This is a genomic window from Pseudomonas sp. NPDC087612 (genome assembly GCF_044743505.1).
In the GTDB taxonomy this organism is placed as follows: Bacteria; Pseudomonadota; Gammaproteobacteria; order Pseudomonadales; family Pseudomonadaceae; genus Aquipseudomonas.
Map to the genome: position 1 here is coordinate 269,641 of NZ_JBIUWO010000008.1, position 20,889 is coordinate 290,529.

The following is a 20,889-nucleotide window of genomic DNA, read 5'->3' on the forward strand; positions in this document are numbered from 1 at the left end:
GCGCGAGCCCGGGTGGCGAAAGCCTGCCGGGTATTGCGCCGGGCAGGCGGGGGCGCAATCTTAGCAGGGGCGACCGGTTGGCGGCGCCCCTGTTTTCAATCGATTGTCATGACCATGAACGTACGAGGGCTGTGCGGATTCAGCCGTTCGCTGCCGCCTGGCTGTGGCGTCGCCAATTGCCGTCGATTTTCGACCAGGTCTTCTTGTCGGTGATTGCCATCAGCTTGCGACCATCCTTGAAGGTCGCCAGGAAGGTCACTTCTTCTTCCTTGCCGCCTAGCCAAAGGCCGGCGATCAGGCCGACCGGGCCGGCCACCAGGGCGCCGGCAACGCCCCAGCCCAGCGCACTGCTCAGGCTGCGGCTGGATTCCTGATTGGCGACGATCAGGTCGGTAATGCGGGTCAGGGCGATTTTCTCGCCAGGTGAGGGGCTGCGGGCGGTCTTGAGTGTGAGCGATCCATTGCGGTACTCGCCTTCACCTTGCAAGAAATCGCCGGATTGAACCGTGAGTCTTGTCATAGTGGCATCCAGGTTGAAAGGGCTGTTGACCAATCCCTACTCAGCGCCCGGGCCCGTCACAAGTCAATGGCCAGCCGACGGAGGGTCACCCGCTAGTTGTCACAAAAAAGTAAAGGCTCAGAATCACCGGGTTATAACGGTATGTCGCATTCTTATAATTAAACTTCGATTATGCAACTAAAACTGTCGGGTCAGTTTTCGTCTAGGGCCGGGGTTTTTGTCAGTCTCGATATATCGTCGTTTGCGCAAATGTATACGCATTGGCTAAATCAAGGGTTTGCGCGTGTAGGACAATAAACAATTAGTCTTATTGAAAATTGACGTCAAAAAAAGCTGGACAGTTCAATTCCACCTGTGTCAGTTTTTCCCCGCCTCATTCAGGCGAGTGATAGGACGATCTCGCCGCAGGAGCGTCCTATCGGACAACAACTGCTTTTTTGTAAACAAGGAAGTGTCTGTATGTCGAAAGTCAAAGAAAGCGCTATTGTTTCAGCTGGCTCTGTATTGCAACCGCACGGTGCAAGTTCCGCTTACAGTCTGATCAATAGTTTCGGCCATCAATATGATCGCGGCGGCAGTGCGACAGTCAATGGCAAACCTTCGTTCTCGGTCGACCAGGCCGCTACCCAGTTGCTGCGCGACGGCGCTGCCTGGAAAGACCTGAACAAGGACGGCACCATCAGCCTGACCTATACCTTCCTGACCAAGGCACCTTCTGACTTCTACGGTCAGGGGCTGGGCTCGTTCAGCGCCTTTTCCGCGCAGCAGAAAGCCCAGGCCAAACTGTCCATGCAGTCGTGGGCGGACGTGGCCAAGGTCACCTTCAAGGAAGGCGCCTCGGGCGGCGACGGTCACATGACCTTCGGCAACTACAGCGATGGCAGCACCGGCGGCGCGGCATTCGCCTACCTGCCGTTCGATGGCCCGGGTTCGCACAAGGGCGAATCCTGGTACCTGATCAACAATCAGTACCAGGCCAACGTCAACCCGGAAAACGGCAACTACGGCCGTCAGACCCTGACCCACGAAATCGGCCACGTCCTGGGCCTGTCCCACCCCGGCGACTACAACGCCGGCGAAGGCTACCCGACCTATGCCGATGCTAGCTACGGCCAGGACACCCGTGGCTACAGCGTCATGAGTTACTGGGGCGAGAGCAACACCAGCCAGAACTTCACCAAGGGCGGTGTGCAGGTGTACTCCTCGGCACCGCTGATGGATGACATTGCCGCCATCCAGAAGCTCTATGGCGCCAACTACGCGACCCGCTCCGGCGACACCGTGTACGGCTTCAACTCCACCGCTGACCGCGACTTCTACTCGGCCACCTCGGCCTCGTCGAAAATCGTCTTCTCGGTGTGGGACGGTGGCGGCAACGACACCCTGGACTTCTCCGGTTTTACCCAGAACCAGAAGATCAACCTCAATGACGCGTCGTTCTCCGACGTCGGCGGCATGATCGGCAATATTTCCATTGCCAAGGGTGCCATTGTCGAGAACGCCATCGGCGGCTCGGGCAACGACCTGCTGATCGGCAACGCCGTGGCCAACGAGCTCAAGGGTGGTGCCGGCAACGACATCATCTACGGCGGCGGCGGTGCCGACAAACTCTGGGGTGGTGCCGGTTCCGACACCTTCATCTTCGCTGCCAGCAGCGATTCGACCCCGAGCAATCCAGACCGGATCATGGATTTCGTCAGCGGTCAGGACAAGATCGATCTGTCGGCAATGTCGGCCTTTGCTGTCAACAAGCTGCCGCTGCAGTTCGTTGATGCCTTCACCGGCCATGCCGGCGAAGCGGTGCTGAGCTTCGATCAGGCAAGCAACCTCGGTAGCCTGTCGATCGACTTCACCGGCAACAGCCTGTCTGATTTCCTGGTGACCACTGTAGGTCAGGCGGTCGCCACGGATATCGTGGTCTGATAGCAACCTGAAAGGGCGGCGCACATGCGCCGCTCTTTCCGAGGCGGGCAGATAATGGCTTTGAAGCGAATGATCGCGCTTGGCGCGATTCCCCTGATGTTGATGACCGAGGTCGGTATGGCAAGCAGCCTGCTACTCCCCACGCCCGCGCAACTGGCCGGTGACTGGACGCTTTACCCTGAAAACGATCGGGCCGCGGGTTGTGAATTGCACCTGGATGCAGCGCAAACCTTGCGCGGCGACTTGAAGTGCGCGCAGAAGCTGATTGGCAAGCGCCAACGTCCCAGCGGTTGGTTGCCGACACCCGACACCCTGGCTTTGTTAGGTGGCAGCGGCAGCGCACTGGTGCATTTCAATCGTTATAAACCAGGTATCTTCAAATGGACTTCCATATCCGGAAAGATACTCTTGCTGGAACGTAAGAATAAAGAATAAAGCCTTGTAGGCGATTGCCGATTTTTCAGGGATAGAAAGGCGGACAATGAACAAGCCGACTCATAAAGCCGGGGCGCCCCTGTGGGCAGCACTGGCCGATCACAAGTCCACGCTATTGAGTGTGGGTTGTTTTACCGCGTTGATTAACCTGCTTATGTTGGTGCCCTCGATTTATATGCTGCAAGTGTATGATCGGGTACTGTCTTCGCAAAACGAAACAACCCTGTGGATGTTGACGTTGATGGTAGTCGGCTTCTTCGTATTTATCGGCGCGCTGGAAGCGATCCGCAGTTTTATTGTTATCAGGGTTGGCAACCAGCTGGAGCAGGGCTTTAACCTCCACGTCTACCGTGCAGCCTTTGAGCGCAACTTGCGCCAGGGCGACGGGCAGGCCGGGCAAGCACTTAACGACCTCACGCAAGTGAGGCAATTTGTCACCGGTCCTGCACTGTTTGCCTTCTTTGATGCACCCTGGTTTCCGATTTATCTGGTAGTGATTTTCCTCTTCAACGTCTGGCTGGGTGTCATGGCCTGTGCCGGGGCGCTGCTGCTGATTGCCCTGGCGGTGCTCAACGAACGCCTGACTCACAAGCCGCTGGTTGAGGCCAGCGGTTTCCAGCAGCAGTCCACGCACCTGGCCAGCAGCCAGTTGCACAATGCCGAGAGCATCCAGGCCATGGGCATGCTTGGCGCTTTGCGCCAGCGCTGGTTTGCCTTGCATTCGCGCTTTCTGAACCTGCAAAACCAGGCCAGCGATACCTCGGCGGTGATCACCGCGGTGAGCAAGTCGCTGCGCCTGTGCCTGCAGTCGCTGGTGCTAGGGCTGGGTGCCCTGCTGGTGATCGAGGGGCAGATGACCCCGGGGATGATGATTGCCGGTTCCATCCTCATGGGCCGGGTGCTCAGCCCTATCGATCAGCTGATTGCCGTGTGGAAGCAGTGGAGTGGCGCGCACATGGCCTATCAGCGCCTGGATGGCCTGCTGCGCGCGTTTCCCGAGCCACCGGCGCCGATGGCCTTGCCAGCGCCAAGCGGGCGCCTCAGTTTCGAGCAGGTCAGTGCCGGGCCGCCAGGCAAGCGCGTGGCCACCTTGCAGCAGATCAGTTTCAATCTGGGGGCCGGTGAGGTACTTGGCGTGCTCGGCACCTCCGGCTCGGGCAAGTCGACCCTGGCCAAGGTGCTGGTCGGCGTCTGGCCGACCCTGGCCGGTACCGTGCGCCTGGACGGCGCCGACCTGCACCGCTGGGACCGCGAGGCCCTCGGCCCGCATATCGGCTACCTGCCGCAGAACATCGAACTGCTGCGCGGCAGCATTGCCGAGAACATTGCCCGCTTTGCCGAGCTCGACGGCCTCAAGGTGGTCGAAGCCGCGCGCCAGGCCGGCGTGCACGAACTGATTCTGCGCCTGCCGCAAGGCTATGACACACGCCTGGGCGAAGACGGTGGCGACCTGTCAGGCGGGCAGAAGCAACGCATCGCCCTGGCCCGGGCCCTGTACGGCGGGCCGAGCCTGATCGTGCTCGATGAACCCAATTCCAACCTCGACACCAGCGGCGAAGCGGCGCTGGCCACTGCCATCGCCCAGATGAAAGCCCAGGGCCGCACCGTGGTGCTGGTTACGCACCGCTCGGCCGCCCTCGCCCAGGCGGATAAACTGCTGGTGCTCAGCGAGGGCCGGATGCAGGCCTTTGGCCCGACCCATGAAGTCATGCAGGCCCTGAGCCGGGCTCAGGAGCAGGCCCAGCGCCAGCCCGCAAATGCCGCACTGGCAACCGGAGGTGGCGCATGAGCCAGGTCGATAAAAGCCGCAGTGCCCGGTTTTACGTGCGCCTGGGCTGGCTGCTGACCCTGGTCGGTTTTGGCGGGTTCATTGCCTGGGCAACCCTGGCGCCGCTCGATCAAGGCATTGCCGTGCAGGGCACCGTGGTGGTCTCGGGCAAGCGCAAGGCGGTGCAATCCCTGGCCGGTGGCGTGGTCAGCCGCATCCTGGTCAGCGAAGGCCAGTTGGTTAAACAGGGTCAGCCGTTGTTTCGCCTCGACCAGACCCAGGTCCAGGCCGATGTGCAATCGCTGCAGGCCCAGTACCGCTTGGCCTGGGCCAGCCTGGCGCGCTGGCAGAGCGAGCGCGACAACCTCGGCGCAATCATCTTTCCACCGCAGCTTGCCAGCAACCCCGACCCGCAGCTGAGCCTGGTGCTCGAGAGCCAGCGCCAGCTGTTCAGCAGCCGCCGTGATGCCCAGGCCCGCGAGCAGGCCGGGCTGACCGCCAGTATCGATGGCGCCGTGGCCCAGTTGGCCGGCATGCGCCGCGCCCGGGGCGACCTGCAGGCCCAGGCCGATTCGCTGCGTGAGCAGTTGGAGAACCTCAAGCCGCTGGCAATTCAGGGCTACATTCCGCGCAACCGCTTGCTCGAGTATCAGCGCCAGTTGTCCCAGGTCCAGCGCGACCTGGCGCAAAACAGCGGCGACAGCGCGCGGCTGGAGCAGGGCATTGTCGAGTCGCGGCTGAACCTGCAGCAGCGGCGCGAGGAATATCAGAAAGAGGTGCGCAGCCAGTTGGCCGAAGCGCAACTGAAAAGCCTGACCCTTGAGCAGCAACTGACCTCGGCCGGTTTCGACCTGCAGCACAGCGAGATCCTCGCCCCGGCCGACGGCATTGCGGTCAACCTTGGCGTGCATACCGAGGGCGCGGTGGTGCGCGCCGGCGAAACCTTACTGGAGGTGGTGCCCCAGGGCACCGCCCTGGAAGTGGAAGGGCGCTTGCCGGTCAACCTTGTGGATAAAGTCGCGATGCAGCTGCCTGTGGATATCCTCTTCACCGCCTTCAATCAGAGCAGCACGCCGCGGGTGTCGGGCGAGGTGGCGCTGATTTCCGCCGACCAGTTGCTCGACGACAAGACCGGCCAGCCGTATTACGTGCTGCGCAGCACCGTCAGCGAGCAGGCCCTGGCACGCCTGGACGGGCTGGTGATCAAGCCGGGCATGCCGGCCGAATTGTTCGTGCGTACCGGCGAGCGCTCGATGCTCAATTACCTGTTCAAACCCCTGCTCGACCGGGCAGGCACCGCGTTGACCGAACAATAAGGAAGCCCGTGGATGAGAAGCTTGATGACCGGGCTGCTGGCGGCGTTCGCCCTGACAACAGGGGCGGGCGCGCAGGCCATGGGGCCGTTTCAGGTGTATGAACAGGCGCTGCGCAAGGACCCGGTGTTCCTCGGCGCGCTCAAGGCCCGCGACGCCGGGCAGGAAAACCGCGCCATCGGCCGCGCCGGTTTGCTGCCAAACCTGTCGTACAACTACAACAAGGGTCGCAACGATTCCAAGGCCCGCTACCTGGGCGATTCGCGGCGCGAAGATGAAGACCGCCACTACAACAGCTACGGCTCGACCTTCATCCTTCAGCAGCCGTTGCTCGACTACGAGGCCTACGCCAGTTACCGCAAGGGCGTGGCCCAGGCGCTGTTCGCCGATGAAGCATTTCGCGACAAGAGCCAGGAGCTGCTGGTGCGGGTGATGACCAGTTATACCCAGGCGCTGTTTGCCGACGACCAGATCAGTATCAGTGTCGCCAGCAAGCAGGCCTATCAACAGCAGTTCCAGCAGAACCAGCAACTGTTCCAGCAGGGCGAGGGCACCCGTACCGACATCCTCGAAGCCCAGGCCCGCTATGAGCTGGCCGACGCCGAGGAGATCCAGGCCCGTAACGACCAGGACGCCGCCCTGCGCGAGCTGGGGGCGCTGATTGGCGAGCCTTCGGCGCGCATCGACGAGCTGGCGCCGCTCAACGACGGCTTTGCCCTGCTGGCGCTGCAGCCAGCGACCTACGAGGCCTGGCATGAGCTGGCCCTGGCCAACAACCCGCAACTGGCGTCCCAGCGCCAGGCCCTGCAAGTGGCTGGATTCGAGGTGGAGCGCAACCGGGCCGGGCACCTGCCCAAGGTCACGGCTTACGCGACTTCTCGGCAAATGCAGTCCGACAGTGGCAACACCTATAACCAGCGCTATGACACCAACACCATCGGCATCGAAGTCAGCCTGCCGTTGTTTGCCGGGGGCGGGGTGTCGGCGGCCACCCGTCAGGCCAGCCGCAACCTGGAGCAGGCCGAATATGAACTGGACGGCAATACCCGTACCACCCTGATCGAGCTGCGCCGCCAGTACAACGCCTGCCAGTCCGGCGTCAGCCGCCTGCGTGCCTATCAGCGCGCGCTGACTTCGGCCGAGGCGCTGGTGCAATCGACCCGCCAGAGTGTGCTGGGTGGCGAGCGGGTCAACCTCGATGTGCTCAATGCCGAGCAGCAACTGGCGACCACCCGCCGCGACCTGGCCCAGGCCCGCTACGACTATTTGCTGGCCTGGATCAAGCTGCACTACTACGCCGGGACCCTGCGCGAGGAGCACCTGGCGAGGGTCGATGAAGCCTTTGTGCGCCGTTAGGCGATACCCGGGCGCACGGCGCGCTGGCGCTCAGCCAGGCCCCAGACCAGCAGGGCCAGGGCGCCGATGCTCAGGCCGGCGATGACGATGCCGTCCCAGCCATAGCGCTGGAACAGCTGCGTGCCGAGCAGCGAGCCGAGGGCGCCGCCGATGAAGTAGCAGGTGATGTAGCCGGCATTCAGGCGGTTGCGCGCTTGCGGACGCAGGACAATCACCGCGTTCTGGTTGCTCACGTGCACCAGTTGCACCGCCAGGTCGAGCAACAGCACGCCAACCAGCAATGCCGCCAGCGACGACTGCGCAAAGGCCAGCGGTACCCACGAAAGCAGCAGTACCAGCAAGCCCACCGTGGTGCCCAGCGGGCCTTTGCCGCGGTCGGCCAGGCGCCCGGCCCAGTTGGCCGACAGGGCCCCGGCGGCACCGGCCAGGCCAAACAGGCCGATCACTGCGTCGGAATAGTGGTAAGGCTCGGCCGACAGCAGAAAGGCCAGCGGCGTCCAGAACAAGGCGAACAGGCTGAACGACAACAGCCCCAGCAGCGAGCGCAAGCGCAGGATCGGCTCGTCGACGAACAGGCGGAACACCGAGCCGAGCAGCGCCGGATAACTGAGCCCAGCGTGCTGGTGACGCTCGGGCAGGGCGCGGAGCAGGGCGATCGCCGACAGCCCCATCAATCCTGCCGCCAACAGGTAGATGCTGCGCCAGCTACCCAGTTCAGCCATGAAGCCGGCAGCCGTGCGCGCTAGCAGGATGCCCAGCAGCAGCCCGCTCATCAGCGTGCCGACTACCCGCCCGCGTTGCGCCGGATCACTCAGGCCCGCCGCCATCGGCACCAGCACTTGGGCGACCACCGAAAACAGGCCGGTGAGGGTGGTGCCGATCAGCAGCCATATCAGGCTTGGCGAAAAGGCGCTGATCAGCAGGCCCAGGGTGCTGATGGCAATCATGCTGACGATCAGCTTGCGTTGTTCGAACAGGTCGCCCAGCGGTGCCAGCAGCAACAGGCCGGCGCCGTAGCTCAGTTGTGCGGCCATGACGATGGCCCCGGCGCTGGCGGTGGTCAGGCCGAAATGCTCGGCGATGCTGTGCAGCAAGGGTTGTGCGTAGTAGTTGCTGGCGACCGCGAGGCCTGTGGCAGTGGCCATCAGCAAAATCAGGCCGCGGCTCAGGGGGTGGGTGGCAGAGGTCATGGACCGTCTCTAATCAGTGGCAGTTGGAGGTGACAGTATGGGAAATGCGCTAGCATGACGCCAATGTATCGTTTTCATTCTATCCATCTTGAAAATAGATCGATCCATGAATCTCAAGCAGATTGAATATGCCCTGGCGGTAGTCGACACCGGCAGCTTCACCCGCGCCGCCGAGCGCTGCCATGTGGTGCAGTCGGCCTTGAGCCATCAGATTGCCCGGCTGGAAGAAACCCTCGGCGTCAGCCTGTTCGAGCGTAGCTCGCGGCGCGTGCGCCTGACGCCTGCGGGGGAAGCTTTTGTGCAAAGCGCGCGGCCAGCACTGGAGGCGACCCGAAGGATTGCCGAGGATGTTGCCGCCGCCTGCGGTGAAGTGCGCGGGCAATTGTCGATCGGCGAGATCACCTCGCTGACCGAGCTGGACCTGGTCGATCTGCTGGCTGATTTTCATGCCCAACATCCACGGGTGGACATCCGCTGGCTGATGGCCAAGAGCGAGTTGCTGATCGCCGACGTGCGCGAGCGACGCCTGGACGTGGGTTTTATCGGAATCTGGCCGGGCGAGCGGCTGGAAGGCGTCGAGTACCGCCTGCTGGCCGAAGAAGAATTGGTGGCGGTGATGGCTGTCGAGCACCCTTTGGCAGGCAAGACTCGCTTGTCTCTGGCCGATCTTGAAGCCCAGCCGCTGGTGGATTTTCCCGCCGGTAGCGGCGCGCGCCGGCAAACTGACGAAGCCTTTGCTGCCGCCGGAGTGCGCCATCGGGTGCAGTTCGAAATGACCAACATCCGCCTGGTGGAGAAATTCGCCAAGCGCGGCCTGGCGATCGGCCTGGTGCCGGCGCGAATTGCCAACGGCTTCAATGGCGTGGCGTCGGTAGCGGTTGAGGATGCGCCGGTGCGTCACGTTTATGCGATCTGGTCGACGCACCCGACCCCGGCCGCCAGGGCCTTTGTCCAGTTGATTGAACAGCGCCTGGCCGACAGGGACGGTCATTGACTGGCCTCAGGCCGCGAAGCCGCCATCAATGCTCAGGCTTGCGCCAGTGATGTACGCCGCCTCCGGGCCGACCAGGTAGGCGACGAAGCTGGCGATCTCATCGACGTGGCCGTAGCGACCCACCGCCATCAAGCCCATCAGGCTTTCAGCGAACTCGCCCTGGGCCGGGTTCATGTCGGTGTCCACCGGCCCCGGCTGGACGTTGTTGATGGTGATGCCCAGGGGGCCGAGGTCACGGGCCAGACCGCGGGTCAGGCCGACCAGCGCCGACTTGCTCATGGCATAGGGGCCGCCACCGGCGAAGGGCATGCGCTCGGCATTGGTGCTGCCGATGTTGATGATCCGCCCGCCCTGGCCCATGTGCCGGGCAGCGGCCTGGGTGGCGACGAAAACGCTGCGCACATTCACCGCCAGGGTACGGTCGAAGTCTTCCAGGCTGAAATCCGCCAGTGGCCCGACGGCCAGTACCCCGGCGTTGTTGACCAGGATATCCAGGCCACCGAAGGCCTCGACGGTGCTTGCCACAGCCTGCTGCACGGCGCTGGCATCGGCGCTGTCGGCCTTGATTGCCAGGGCCTTGCCGCCGGCGGCGATGATGCTCTGCTGCAAGGCATCGGCCTGGGCCGTGGCATTGGCGTAGGTGAAGGCGACACTGGCGCCTTCGGCGGCCAGGCGTTTGACGATGGCAGCGCCGATACCGCGCGAGCCACCCTGGATCAGGGCTACTTTACCGTTGAGGCTGGATTGGGTCGACATGCTGTGCTCCCGAAAGAACAAGGCCGGATGCCTTGGATGGTGCTCAGTATCGGCCGCTGATTACCCTGCCGGTAGCCAGTAATCGCTATAGTCTGTGTAAACCAAAAGTATGGAATCGCCGCGATGGAGTCGTTCAGCAGTATCGAGTGTTTTGTCCGCAGCGCCGAGGTCGGCAGCTTTGCCGAAGCCGCGCGGCGCCTGAGCCTGACCCCGGCGGCAGTGGGCAAGAACGTCGCCCGCCTGGAGGCACGTCTGGGTGTGCGCTTGTTCCAGCGCAGTACTCGGCGCCTGACCCTGACCGAGGCCGGCCAGCGTTTTCTCGGTGAGGTAGCGGCGAGTTTCCAGACCATCCAGTACGCCGTGGCTAACCTTGCCAGTGCCGAAGGGCAGCCGGCCGGTACCCTGAAAGTGAGCATGGGCACGGTGTTCGGCCGTCTGTACATTGTGCCGTTGCTGGCTGAGTTCCTGCGGCGCTACCCGGCCATCAGCCCCGATTGGCATTTTGATAACCGCCAGGTCGACCTGATTGGCCAGGGTTTCGATGCGGCCATTGGCGGCGGCTTCGATCTGCCGCAAGGCGTGGTGGCGCGCAAGCTGACTCCGGCGCACCGGATTCTGGTAGCGGCGCCGGCCTACCTGCAGCAGCATCCGCCGATCACCCAGCCTGGCGACTTGCACGCACTCGATGGCATCCTCATCCGTTCGCCGCAAACCGGGCGCGTGCGCTCCTGGCCGCTGACCAGCCGCGAGCGGGAACAAAGTCCGTTGAGCCTGCGCCTGCGCATGACCATGAGCGATTCGGAAGCCGCCTGCGCGGCAGCGGAGCAGGGCCTGGGCGTAGCGCTGGTGAGCATGCCATTTGCCGTGCCATACCTGCAGGCCGGGCGGCTGCTGCGAGTGTTGCCGGACTGGTATGTGGACGACGGCAACATCTCGCTGTACTACGCCGAACACAAACTGTTGCCGGGCAAGACCCGGGCCTTTGTCGATTTTATCATCGAGCAGTTTGCCAGCCAGGGGTTGGCGCAGCGCTTTGATGCCTTGGGATCTTTGTGAAGGCGCAGCCTTCCTGATCACAGAACCTTGAGGATGCAGTAACGCTGGGGCACGCCGCCAAGCACCAGGCTGACCTCATCCTCTTCGACCTTGCCGAGCAGTCCCTGACCCAGTGGCGAGCGCGGGGTGATCACCGTGACCAGGTGCTCGCCCTGGCCAATCTTCAGGCCCGCGCCTTCGGGGCCGAGGAATAACTGCTGGCAACTGCCGTTCTCGGCCTCGAGGGTCACCAGGTTGCTGACCTGGATGCCGCGTTGCGGGTCATAGTCGCGCAGCAGCAACTGCTGGTACGCCGCCCGCGCCTGGCGGATCTCTTCCATGCGCCGGGCTTGCCCGGTGGCCAGGTACGAAGCCTCAAGGCCCAGGGTGTCGTACTTGTTCTCGGCGATGTTCTCTTCGGCGGTGGCCGCTTCATAGGCGGTTTGCGCCGCGCGCTGGGCGACGTCCAGGTCGAAGGTCAGGGTATCGATGATGCGTTGCAACAGGTCGGCTTTGTTCATGGTGTCAGTTGCAAAATTCCAGGACATGGGCGCGACTTTTTTCCGTGGGCAGGTTGCGGTTTTGCTGCAGCCAGAACTGGCACTTGGGGTTGGACAGGTTGCGCATGCTGCCTTGTGCCTGTTCTTCGGCCTGCTGTACCTGCTGGTTGCGCAGGATCTGCTGGTACTGCTCGAACATCTGCTGTTGCGGGTCTGCCGCCGCTGGGGGCGCCGGGGCAATGGCGGGCGGCGCAAGCACCTGGCCGATCGGCGGCACCGTCGCAGGCAGCAGGCGCCCGGCCAGCCACAGGCTCAGGGCGATGGCCACGGCGCCAAGCCACAGGCCCAGGGCAATGCACAGGATCAGTTGCAGCGGCTTGAGGGTGATCTTCAGTTCGCGAGGGCGGGGCATGATGGCCTCCTGGCCAGGACACGGGTGGCCATTGTCGCATGGTGCAGCAGGTTTTTTACCTGCCACGCTTTTGTCTGCGATGATTTACCCGGACAATCGGCGCTTTTTCCAAGGGGCCCGCGATGAAAGCGCACTGGGACATCTTCTGTTGTGTCGTCGACAACTACGGCGACATCGGCGTGACCTGGCGCCTGGCCCGGCAATTGGTGGCCGAGCAGGGCCAGGCGGTGCGCCTGTGGGTGGATGACTTGAAGGCATTCGTGCGCATCTGCCCCGGGGCCCGGGCCGATGCCGCCCAGCAATGGCAACAGGGCGTTGATGTGCGCCAATGGCCTGGCGAGTGGCAGGACACGGCGGTAGCGCAGGTGGTGATTGGCGCGTTCGCTTGTCAGTTGCCGCCCGCTTATGTGCAGGCGATGCTCGATCAGCCACGTGCGCCATTGTGGCTGAACCTGGATTATCTCAGCGCCGAAGACTGGGTCGAAGGCTGCCATGGTTTGCCGTCGCCCCAGGCCAATGGCTTGCGCAAGGTGTTTTTCTTTCCAGGCTTCACCCGCAAAACCGGCGGCTTGCTGCGTGAGGCGAACCTGTTGGCACAACGCGACGTGCTGCAGCCGGACCCTGCCGCACGCACCGCGTTTCTGCAGAGCCTGGGCGTGACACCAGCGGCAAACGCCCGCCTGATTTCGCTGTTCGCCTATGAAAACCCCGGCGTGGCCAGCTGGCTCGAGGCCCTGGCTGGCGACAGCCGCGCCAATCATCTACTGGTGCCTGAAGGCCGGGTGCTGGGCGATGTTCAGGCCTGGCTCGGCGAGCCGCTGTGCGTCGGCAGTGTTGCCCGGCGCGGCGCGCTGACCGTGCAGATCCTGCCGTTCGTCAGCCAGGACGATTACGACCGGCTGCTGTGGAGCTGCGATTTCAATGCAGTGCGCGGTGAAGACTCTTTCGTTCGCGCGCAATGGGCGGCACGGCCGCTGCTTTGGCATATTTATGTGCAGGAAGAGTATGCCCACTGGGAAAAACTCGAAGCGTTTCTGGATCTGTACATTCAGGGCCTGAGCGCTGCGGCAGGCGACGCGCTGGTACAACTGTGGCGCGCCTGGAACATGGACTGCGACATGGGCCAGGCCTGGCAGCAGGTGCTGCTGCACTGGGACGAACTCGACCAGCACGCCCGCCGCTGGAGCGCCGCGCAGGCCGCTCAGCCGGACCTTGCCACGGCGCTGGTACAGTTTTACCGAAATTGGCTATGATATGCGGCCTCGATTTTTGTAAATCCATCCAAATTCGGATATATCGCAATGAAAACTGGTAAAGAACTGAAACCCGGTACCGTGATCCGTATCGACAACGATCCATGGCTGGTTCAGAAGGCTGAGTTCACCAAGTCGGGCCGTAACAGCGCGATCATGAAAACCAAGCTGAAGAACCTGCTGACCGGCTACAAGACTGAAACCGTCTACTCGGCCGACGACAAGCTGGACGACGTAATCCTGGATCGCAAAGAAGCGACCCTGTCGTTCATCAACGGCGACACCTACACCTTCATGGACACCACTGACTACACCATGTACGAGCTGAACGCCGAAGACATCGAGGCCGTTCTGCCGTTCATCGAAGAAGGCATGGAAGACGTCTGCGAAGCCGTGTTCTTCGAAGAGCGCCTGGTTTCGGTTGACCTGCCGACCACCATCGTGCGTCAGGTTGACTACACCGAAGGTTCCGCTCGCGGCGACACTTCGGGCAAGGTCATGAAGCCTGCCAAGCTGAAGAACGGCACCGAGCTGAGCGTTGCTGACTTCATCGAAATCGGCGACTGGATCGAGATCGACACTCGCGAAGGCGGCTCCTACAAGGGTCGTGCCAAGGTCTAAGCCTGGCATTCCTGCGCAATCGAAAAACCCGGCCTTGGCCGGGTTTTTTTATGCCTGGGGTTTTATCACTCAGACAGTGACATGCAAGCGTACATCAACGTTGCCACGGGTGGCATTGGAGTACGGGCAGACCTGGTGAGCGGCGTCGACCAGTGCTTGCGCCTCAGCCTGGTCCAGGCCCGGCAGGTTGATGTTCAGGTCGATATCCAGACCGAAGCCACCCGGAATCTGGCCGATGCCGACCTTGGCAGTGATCGAGCTGTCAGCAGGCAGGGCCTTTTTCTGCTGGCCGGCGACAAACTTCAGGGCGCCGATAAAGCAGGCCGAATAGCCGGCGGCAAACAGCTGTTCGGGGTTGGTGCCGTCACCACCGGCGCCGCCCAGTTCCTTGGGGGTGCTCAGTTTGACTTCCAGCTTGCCGTCGCTGGAGCTCGATTTACCGTCGCGGCCACCGGTGGATGTGGCTTGGGCAATGTACAGCGGAGTGACTTTTTGCATGATGAGCCTCGCGTGTGAGTGGCGCCGCGGCGCTGAGTGGGTACGGAAATTAAATTAGCGCGCAATTATTTAGTGCGCAAGATAATTTTTCGGCTGACCTACGAACGGTCATTTCCCAGCATAGCCCTCAGAGGCTTTTTTGCAGGTTGGCGCGCAGTTCCAGCAAGTCGGCCTGCAGCTTTTGCAGGCGTTCGAGGTTCTCGCCACTGGCGGCGAGGATGCAGTGCGGCACATCCTTGGCCCGGGCTTGCAAGGCGCGGCCCTGGTCGCTCAACTGCACCAGCACGACCCGTTCATCTTCACGGCTGCGGGTACGCTTGAGCAGGCCTTCGGCTTCCAGGCGCTTGAGCAAGGGAGTGAGCGAGCCTGGATCGGTGAGCAGGCGCTGGCTTATCTCGCCGACGGTCAGGCCGTCCTGTTCCCACAGCACCAACATCGCCAGGTATTGTGGGTACGTCAGCCCAAGCTTGTGCAGCAGCGGCTTGTAGACCTTGGTCATCAGCAGCGAAGTCGAATGCAGAGCAAAGCACACCTGGTTATCCAGGCGCAGTTCGTCGCAGGGAGCGGGCGCTTTCGGGTCGGCGTTCATGCACATCCTTTCATGGGTTGAGTCCTTTAAATTTAGCACGCAAGTCATTAGCGCACTTACTGCCAGCGCAGCTCGCTTTGCAGCGCTAGGTCCCATGGCGGGATCGGGCTGAAGCGGCTCTTGAGGAATTCGAGCAGCAAACGGCTGCGAGAGTTCGTTTCATGTTCCAGGCGCAGGGCATAGATGCCGCTGCTTTCGGCGCTGGGCAATCCGTTGTCACAGAATAGCGGCAGCAATTCGCCGCGCAGCAGGTACTCGCTGATCAGCCAGGTGGGCAGGTGGGCGATGCCCAGGCCGGCGAGGGCGCCGAACAGCAGGGTTTCGGCATTGTTGGCACTCATGCGCATGCGCGTCGGGCGGTACAGGCGCACCTGCCCCTCGACTGCGAAGCGCCAGGCGAAGGGCGGGGCCAGGCCGTCCCAGTCCAGGCCATCGTGTTCAGGCAGTTCAGCCGGGCTGGCGGGAATGCCGCGCTGGGCCAGATAGCCGGGGCTGGCGCAGGCAATGCGCACCATATAAGCCAGCGGCGTGGCCACCAGGCGAGTGTCGGCCAGCGGGCCAGCGCGCAGTACCAGGTCGACTTCGCCCAGGTGCGCGCCGTGCAGGTCGACGAAGCTGTCGATCAGGCGCAGTTGTACGTCCAGGCCGGGATAGGCAACGAGGAAATCGGCGATGGCCGGGGCCAGGTGGCGGCGGCCGAAGGCGGCCGGGGCGTCGATGCGAATCAGGCCTTCCGGGGCATTGCTCAGCGACACCGCTTCAGCCCGGGCCAGGCGCAGTTCTTCGACAATTCGCCGGGCGCGCTCGGCAAAGGCATTGCCCGCCGGCGTCGGCCTTACCGCATGGGTACTGCGCACGAACAGGCGGCTGCCGACTGCGCTTTCCAGGTTGTCGATACGCCGTGCCACCGCCGAGGGCGTCAATGGATGACGCCTGGCAGTAGCGGAGAAGCTGCCGGTTTCCAGCACATCGAGAAACAGGCTGAGTTGTTCGGTCAGGGCGTCGGGGTTCATGGCGGCAGATCTGCTTTTGCGTAAATGGCACAGCCATTGTGCGTTGCTGTGCGTTTCCCCGCTAGCGCCAGCTCGGTAGCATGCAGCGCTTGGCACTTAAGAGAGACAGCAATGATCGAGTGGGCGATATACATAGCGCTAGGCGCGGCACTGGGCACCGTAGGCGGGTTGTTCGGCATTGGTGGCGGGCTGATCGCGATTCCGGCGTTGGGGGTGCTGTTCGGCCTCGACCAGCAACTGGCCCAGGGCACGGCGTTGGTGATGGTGGTGCCCAACGTGCTGCTGGCACTGTGGCGGTATCACCAGCGCAATCGCATTGAACTCAGGCATGCGCTGCCTCTTGCGGCGAGCAGTTTTGTGTTTGCCTGGCTGGGTTCGATCTGGGCGGTGGGCGTCGATGCCCAGGCGATGCGCTTTGGCTTCGTGCTGTTTCTGGTGGCGCTGGCGGCCTGGAACCTGGCGCGGATGTTCATGCGCACGGCGCAACCGTCCAGCGAACTGCGCCAACCCTGGCCGTGGCTGGGTGTGCTGGGCAGCGGCGCCGGGGTGCTGGGCGGTTTGTTCGGGGTCGGCGGGGCGGTGGTGGCAACGCCGGTGCTGACCAGCGTGTTCGGCACCACCCAGGTGGTTGCCCAGGGTTTGTCGCTGGCGTTGGCGGCCCCGAGCACGGCCGTTACCTTGCTGACTTACGGCCTGCATCAACATGTGCAGTGGAGCATGGGCATCCCGCTGGCGGTCGGTGGCCTGCTGAGCATCAGTTGGGGTGTGAAACTGGCTCACGCCCTGCCGGAAAAAGTCCTGCGTTCACTGTTCTGCGGCTTTCTGGTGCTGTGCGCGGTAATGCTCGCGTTCAAGATCTGAAGCCCTCGATGATGTAGTCGGCCAGGCAGTCGGTCATTTCCGACTGCGTGGTGCGATTGCGCAGCAGCATGATGCTGGCGGTGGGCAGTGGCGGCAGGCCTTCGGCCTCGCCGATGATCTGCAAGTCGCTGGTGATCAGGCTCTGCAATTGCGCGGTGACGGCCAGGCCGGCGCTGACCACGGCCATGATCGCCGCGGTGCTGGCGCTGGTATAGGCGATCCGGTACTCCTTCTCAATGGCGTCCAGGGCGTTGCAGGCCCAGGTCCGGCAGTAACAATCGCAGTTGAACATCGCCAGCGGCAGCGGGTTGTGCTCATGCGGGCAGAAGCCCTGGGCCTGCACCCACACTGCGCGCTCGCGGCGCAGCAACTGGCCGATTTCGTTGCCAGGCTCGCGAGTGACGATGGTCAGGTCCAGATCCTGGCGTTGCATCAACTGCCGTGAACTTTCGCAGTGCACCTCGACCTGAACCAGCGGATAGGCCAGGGCAAAACTTGAGAGGATGCCCGGCAAAAAACGCATGGCGTAGTCGTCCGGGGTGCCGATGCGCACCACCCCGACCATGTGCGGCATGCGCAGGGTATTGAACACCTCGCCGTGCAGTTTGAGGATCCGCCGGGCATAGCCCAGCAGCACCTGGCCCTCGGCGGTCAGGCGCACCTGGCGGCCATCGCGCTCGAACAGCTGGCGCTGGATGATGTCCTCTTCCAGGCGCTTCATCTGCATGCTTACCGCCGACTGGGTACGGTTGACCACTTCGCCGGCGCGGGTGAAGCCGCCGTGTTCGGCGATGGCGACAAAGGTGCGCAGTACGTCGGAATCGATACTCTGGTACTGGGACAAGGCATCAATCTCCTAGATGTATTACATAAGAAACATTCGTTGGATTGATCTTATGCCCGACCTGACACTGTCGTCATCCCAACAGGAGGGTAAGACGATGAAAGGTCAGAAGTCGCTTGTTCTGCAGTACTCAGCGTCCCGGCACAGTTGGTTTTACTACCTTGGCCAAGGCTTCAGTCAGCAACTGCTGCGCTGGCGCCAACTGCATCGCCAGCGCCGTGAACTGGCGCGCCTGAGCGATGCGGCGCTGGATGATATCGGCCTGAGCCGCGCGGATATCCTGCGCGAGGTGGAGCGCCCGTTCTGGGATGATCCGCTGAAAAAATGAGTCGCGTCATGGAGGTGCCACGACTAGTGTAAGTGGGCTTGTTCACAAGGAGCCGGGCATGCCCACCACACAGTCCCTTACCCTGGCCCAGGCGCGCCGCCTGGCGTTGTCGGCTCAAGGCTTCAACAATCGGCAGGCGAGCCCGTCGCTCGGTGCCGCGCAACTTAGCCGGATGATCGAGCGCCTGGGTGTGGTGCAGATCGATTCGGTCAATGCCCTGGTGCGTTCGCACTACCTTCCGCTGTTTTCCCGTCTTGGCAGTTATCCACAGGCGCTGCTTGATCAGCTGGCCTGGGGGCGCAACCGTCAACGCAAACTCTTCGAATACTGGGGGCATGAGGCCTCGCTGTTGCCGCTGCAGCTGTATCCACTGCTGCGCTGGCGCATGGAGCGTGCACGTCAGGGCCTGGGTATCTATCAACAGCTGGCGCGTTTTGGCCGTGAACAGCAAGCGACCATTGCCCGGGTGCTGGCGGCGGTGACCGAGCAGGGCGCCCTCGGCGCTGGCAGCCTGTCGACCCGCCAGGAGCGCGCCGGGCCCTGGTGGGACTGGAGCGCGGAGAAGCACGCGCTGGAATGGCTGTTTGCCGCGGGGTTGGTCAATGTCGCTGGACGCCGCGGTTTCGAGCGCCTCTACGATCTGCCCGAGCGGGTACTGCCGGCTGCATTGCTTGAGCAACCACCACTGCCGGAGGCCGACGCTCAGCGTGGGCTTTTATTGCATGCCGCACAGGCGCTGGGCGTGGCCACCGAGAAGGACCTGCGCGACTACTTTCGCCTGGCCCCCGGCGACAGCCGCGCACGCCTGGCCGAACTGGTCGAGGAGGGGCAATTGCAAGCCTGTGCGGTACAGGGCTGGACGCAAGCGGCGTATTGCCTGGAGGCGCCAAAGGTGCCGCGCAAAGTGAGCAGCAGCGCCTTGCTTTCACCCTTTGACTCGCTGGTCTGGGCGCGTGAGCGCACCGAGCGGCTGTTTGACTTTCGTTACCGCCTGGAGATCTACACGCCGGCGCCCAAGCGCGTGTACGGCTATTACGTGTTGCCGTTTTTGCACAACGAACGCATTGCCGCGCGGGTCGACCTGCGCGCCGAGCGTGCCAATGACTGCCTGGCAATCCACGCGGTGCACGAAGAGCAGCCGGGGCTGGATGACGCGGGCATGCAGGCCCTGGCCGACAACCTGCAGCGCATGGCCAGTTGGCTGGGCCTGGCCGAGGTGCAGTTGCACTGCCCGCGCGCCAGCGCCGCACGCTTGCGCGTGGCGCTGGCCGCTGGCCGCGTTAGCGACGCACTTGCTTGAGGGTTTCGGCGATCAGGAACGCCAGCTCCAGCGACTGATCGGCATTCATTCGCGGGTCGCAATGGGTGTGGTAGCGGTCGCAGAGGGCGTCTTCGGTGATGGGGCGTGCGCCGCCGATGCATTCGGTGACGTTCTGCCCGGTCATCTCGATATGGATACCACCGGCATGGCTGCCTTCGGCCTGGTGCACCTGGAAGAACTGCTTGACCTCGCTGAGGATCTGGGCGAAATCGCGGGTCTTGTAGCCGCTGCTGGCCTTGATGGTGTTGCCGTGCATCGGGTCGGAACTCCACAGCACCTGGCGGCCTTCGCGCTCGACGCTGCGGATCAGCGCCGGCAGGTGTTCGCCGACCTTGTCGGCGCCCATGCGCACGATCAGGTTGAGGCGGCCGGGGTCGTTGCTGGGGTTGAGCACGTCGATCAGGCGGATCAGCTCTTCGGTGTTCATGCTTGGCCCGACCTTGACCCCGATCGGGTTGTTCACCCCGCGCAGGAACTCGACGTGGGCGCCATCGAGCTGACGGGTGCGATCGCCGATCCAGAGCATGTGCGCCGAGCAGTCATAGTAGTCGTTGGTCAGGCTGTCGCGGCGTACAAAGGCCTCTTCGTAGTTCAGCAGCAGCGCTTCGTGGGCGGTGAAGAAGCTGGTTTCTCGCAGCTGTGGCGAGCTGTCCAGGCCGCAGGCGCGCATGAATGCCAGGGTTTCGTCGATGCGGTCGGCCAGCTGGCTGTATTTTTCTGCCAGCGCCGAGTTGGCGATGAAGTCCAGGTTCCACTTGTGCACCTGGTGCAGGTCGGCAAAGCCGCCCTGGGCAAAGGCGCGCAGCAGGTTGAGGCTGGCGGTGGACTGGTGGTAGGCCTGCAGCAGGCGCTCCGGGTCGGGGATCCGGCTTTTTTCGTCGAAACCGATGCCGTTGACGATGTCGCCACGGTAGGCCGGCAGGGTGACGCCGCCAATGGTCTCGTCGCCCGCCGAGCGCGGCTTGGCGAATTGCCCGGCCATGCGCCCGATCTTGACCACCGGGCAGCCGGCGGCGAAGGTCATGACAATGGCCATTTGCAACAGGACCTTGAAGGTGTCGCGAATCTTGGCTGCGGAAAACTCGGCGAAGCTTTCGGCGCAATCACCGCCCTGGAGCAGGAAGGCCCGGCCCTGGGTGACTTCGGCAAACTGGCGGCGCAGCTCCCGCGCTTCACCGGCGAACACCAGCGGCGGATAGCTGGCCAGGGTCTGCTCGACCTTGAGCAGATGGGCGGCATCGGGGTAGCTTGGTTGCTGCTGGATCGGCAGGGCGCGCCAGCTGTCAGGACTCCAGGGGTGGTTCATTGCGGGCTCGATCTGGTCGGAAAGGGGCTGTCTGCCATGTTAACAGGTGGCGC

At 63.1% G+C, this 20,889-nt stretch carries 22 protein-coding genes; 12 read left to right on the forward strand and 10 right to left on the reverse strand.

Annotated elements, in window-relative coordinates:
* Positions 1-139 precede the first annotated feature (139 nt).
* The gene (locus tag ACIOVF_RS18560; protein ID WP_045195746.1) at positions 140-520 is read right to left on the reverse strand and encodes a hypothetical protein; all 381 of its coding nucleotides are present in this window, start codon (positions 518-520) and stop codon (positions 140-142) included.
* A gap of 459 nt (positions 521-979) precedes the next feature.
* Here ACIOVF_RS18560 and ACIOVF_RS18565 point away from each other — a divergent pair, with 459 nt between their 5' ends.
* Genes ACIOVF_RS18565 through ACIOVF_RS18585 form a run of 5 tightly spaced genes read left to right on the forward strand, consistent with a single transcriptional unit; the run spans position 980 to position 7,315 of the window.
* Positions 980-2,443, forward strand: coding sequence for a serralysin family metalloprotease (locus ACIOVF_RS18565; RefSeq protein WP_093380511.1), 1,464 nt, complete (start codon positions 980-982; stop codon positions 2,441-2,443).
* 24 nt (positions 2,444-2,467) lie between these two features.
* On the forward strand, positions 2,468-2,878 hold the full coding sequence (locus ACIOVF_RS18570) for an AprI/Inh family metalloprotease inhibitor (RefSeq protein WP_275559164.1): 411 nt from the start codon (positions 2,468-2,470) through the stop codon (positions 2,876-2,878).
* A 46-nt stretch (positions 2,879-2,924) separates the two neighbouring features.
* Positions 2,925-4,667: a type I secretion system permease/ATPase gene (locus tag ACIOVF_RS18575; protein WP_045195259.1), complete on the forward strand. Its 1,743-nt coding sequence runs from the start codon at positions 2,925-2,927 to the stop codon at positions 4,665-4,667.
* Positions 4,664-5,962, forward strand: coding sequence for an HlyD family type I secretion periplasmic adaptor subunit (locus tag ACIOVF_RS18580; RefSeq protein WP_045195256.1), 1,299 nt, complete (start codon positions 4,664-4,666; stop codon positions 5,960-5,962). The genes ACIOVF_RS18575 and ACIOVF_RS18580 overlap by 4 nt, the downstream gene beginning before the upstream one ends.
* A 12-nt stretch (positions 5,963-5,974) precedes the next feature.
* A complete protein-coding gene (locus ACIOVF_RS18585; RefSeq protein WP_371128639.1) occupies positions 5,975-7,315 on the forward strand; it encodes a TolC family outer membrane protein in 1,341 nt (446 codons plus the stop codon).
* Here ACIOVF_RS18585 and ACIOVF_RS18590 read toward each other — a convergent pair.
* The gene (locus ACIOVF_RS18590; protein ID WP_401291367.1) at positions 7,312-8,505 is read right to left on the reverse strand and encodes an MFS transporter; all 1,194 of its coding nucleotides are present in this window, start codon (positions 8,503-8,505) and stop codon (positions 7,312-7,314) included. The genes ACIOVF_RS18585 and ACIOVF_RS18590 overlap by 4 nt on opposite strands.
* Positions 8,506-8,611: 106 nt before the next feature.
* Between ACIOVF_RS18590 and ACIOVF_RS18595 the strand changes: the two genes are divergently transcribed.
* The gene (locus ACIOVF_RS18595) at positions 8,612-9,499 is read left to right on the forward strand and encodes a LysR family transcriptional regulator (RefSeq protein WP_258594482.1); all 888 of its coding nucleotides are present in this window, start codon (positions 8,612-8,614) and stop codon (positions 9,497-9,499) included.
* A gap of 6 nt (positions 9,500-9,505) precedes the next feature.
* On the opposite strand, the gene ACIOVF_RS18600 is transcribed toward ACIOVF_RS18595, so the two are convergent.
* Positions 9,506-10,255, reverse strand: coding sequence for a 3-oxoacyl-ACP reductase family protein (locus ACIOVF_RS18600; protein WP_258594480.1), 750 nt, complete (start codon positions 10,253-10,255; stop codon positions 9,506-9,508).
* A 123-nt stretch (positions 10,256-10,378) separates the two neighbouring features.
* On the opposite strand from ACIOVF_RS18600, the gene ACIOVF_RS18605 reads away from it, so the two are divergent.
* Complete coding sequence (locus tag ACIOVF_RS18605; protein ID WP_093380520.1) at positions 10,379-11,311, forward strand: LysR family transcriptional regulator; 933 nt, start codon at positions 10,379-10,381, stop codon at positions 11,309-11,311.
* A 17-nt stretch (positions 11,312-11,328) separates the two neighbouring features.
* Here the strand turns inward: ACIOVF_RS18605 and ACIOVF_RS18610 are convergent, their stop codons facing one another.
* Together ACIOVF_RS18610 and ACIOVF_RS18615 are read right to left on the reverse strand one after the other, a co-directional pair.
* On the reverse strand, positions 11,329-11,811 hold the full coding sequence (locus ACIOVF_RS18610) for a transcription elongation factor GreAB (protein WP_401291372.1): 483 nt from the start codon (positions 11,809-11,811) through the stop codon (positions 11,329-11,331).
* Between the two features lie 4 nt (positions 11,812-11,815).
* Positions 11,816-12,202 carry a hypothetical protein gene (locus ACIOVF_RS18615; RefSeq protein WP_401291375.1) on the reverse strand — a complete coding sequence of 129 codons (387 nt, stop codon included), beginning with the start codon at positions 12,200-12,202 and terminating at the stop codon, positions 11,816-11,818.
* 122 nt (positions 12,203-12,324) lie between these two features.
* Here ACIOVF_RS18615 and earP point away from each other — a divergent pair, with 122 nt between their 5' ends.
* Both earP and ACIOVF_RS18625 read left to right on the forward strand, forming a co-directional pair.
* Positions 12,325-13,455: an elongation factor P maturation arginine rhamnosyltransferase EarP gene (earP, locus tag ACIOVF_RS18620; RefSeq protein WP_401291378.1), complete on the forward strand. Its 1,131-nt coding sequence runs from the start codon at positions 12,325-12,327 to the stop codon at positions 13,453-13,455.
* 48 nt (positions 13,456-13,503) lie between these two features.
* Positions 13,504-14,076 (forward strand): elongation factor P, encoded by a 573-nt coding sequence (locus ACIOVF_RS18625; RefSeq protein WP_038994110.1) that lies wholly within the window; start codon positions 13,504-13,506, stop codon positions 14,074-14,076.
* 69 nt (positions 14,077-14,145) lie between these two features.
* On the opposite strand, the gene ACIOVF_RS18630 is transcribed toward ACIOVF_RS18625, so the two are convergent.
* The 3 genes from ACIOVF_RS18630 to ACIOVF_RS18640 all read right to left on the reverse strand — a co-directional run bounded on the left by ACIOVF_RS18630 (position 14,146) and on the right by ACIOVF_RS18640 (position 16,176).
* Positions 14,146-14,574 carry an organic hydroperoxide resistance protein gene (locus ACIOVF_RS18630; RefSeq protein WP_045195238.1) on the reverse strand — a complete coding sequence of 143 codons (429 nt, stop codon included), beginning with the start codon at positions 14,572-14,574 and terminating at the stop codon, positions 14,146-14,148.
* 127 nt (positions 14,575-14,701) lie between these two features.
* A complete protein-coding gene (locus ACIOVF_RS18635) occupies positions 14,702-15,163 on the reverse strand; it encodes a MarR family winged helix-turn-helix transcriptional regulator (RefSeq protein ID WP_045195236.1) in 462 nt (153 codons plus the stop codon).
* 56 nt (positions 15,164-15,219) lie between these two features.
* Complete coding sequence (locus ACIOVF_RS18640; RefSeq protein WP_045195234.1) at positions 15,220-16,176, reverse strand: LysR family transcriptional regulator; 957 nt, start codon at positions 16,174-16,176, stop codon at positions 15,220-15,222.
* 111 nt (positions 16,177-16,287) lie between these two features.
* Between ACIOVF_RS18640 and ACIOVF_RS18645 the strand changes: the two genes are divergently transcribed.
* Positions 16,288-17,037 carry a sulfite exporter TauE/SafE family protein gene (locus ACIOVF_RS18645; RefSeq protein WP_045195232.1) on the forward strand — a complete coding sequence of 250 codons (750 nt, stop codon included), beginning with the start codon at positions 16,288-16,290 and terminating at the stop codon, positions 17,035-17,037.
* On the opposite strand, the gene ACIOVF_RS18650 is transcribed toward ACIOVF_RS18645, so the two are convergent.
* Complete coding sequence (locus tag ACIOVF_RS18650; protein ID WP_045195230.1) at positions 17,027-17,881, reverse strand: LysR family transcriptional regulator; 855 nt, start codon at positions 17,879-17,881, stop codon at positions 17,027-17,029. The genes ACIOVF_RS18645 and ACIOVF_RS18650 overlap by 11 nt on opposite strands.
* Positions 17,882-17,978: 97 nt before the next feature.
* Here ACIOVF_RS18650 and ACIOVF_RS18655 point away from each other — a divergent pair, with 97 nt between their 5' ends.
* Together ACIOVF_RS18655 and ACIOVF_RS18660 are read left to right on the forward strand one after the other, a co-directional pair.
* Complete coding sequence (locus ACIOVF_RS18655) at positions 17,979-18,209, forward strand: DUF1127 domain-containing protein (protein WP_045195228.1); 231 nt, start codon at positions 17,979-17,981, stop codon at positions 18,207-18,209.
* A gap of 58 nt (positions 18,210-18,267) precedes the next feature.
* On the forward strand, positions 18,268-19,509 hold the full coding sequence (locus tag ACIOVF_RS18660; RefSeq protein WP_045195226.1) for a winged helix-turn-helix domain-containing protein: 1,242 nt from the start codon (positions 18,268-18,270) through the stop codon (positions 19,507-19,509).
* Here ACIOVF_RS18660 and ACIOVF_RS18665 read toward each other — a convergent pair.
* Positions 19,490-20,836 (reverse strand): class II 3-deoxy-7-phosphoheptulonate synthase, encoded by a 1,347-nt coding sequence (locus tag ACIOVF_RS18665; protein WP_045195224.1) that lies wholly within the window; start codon positions 20,834-20,836, stop codon positions 19,490-19,492. The two genes, ACIOVF_RS18660 and ACIOVF_RS18665, sit on opposite strands and share 20 nt — an antisense overlap.
* Between the last annotated feature and the right edge of the window lie 53 nt (positions 20,837-20,889).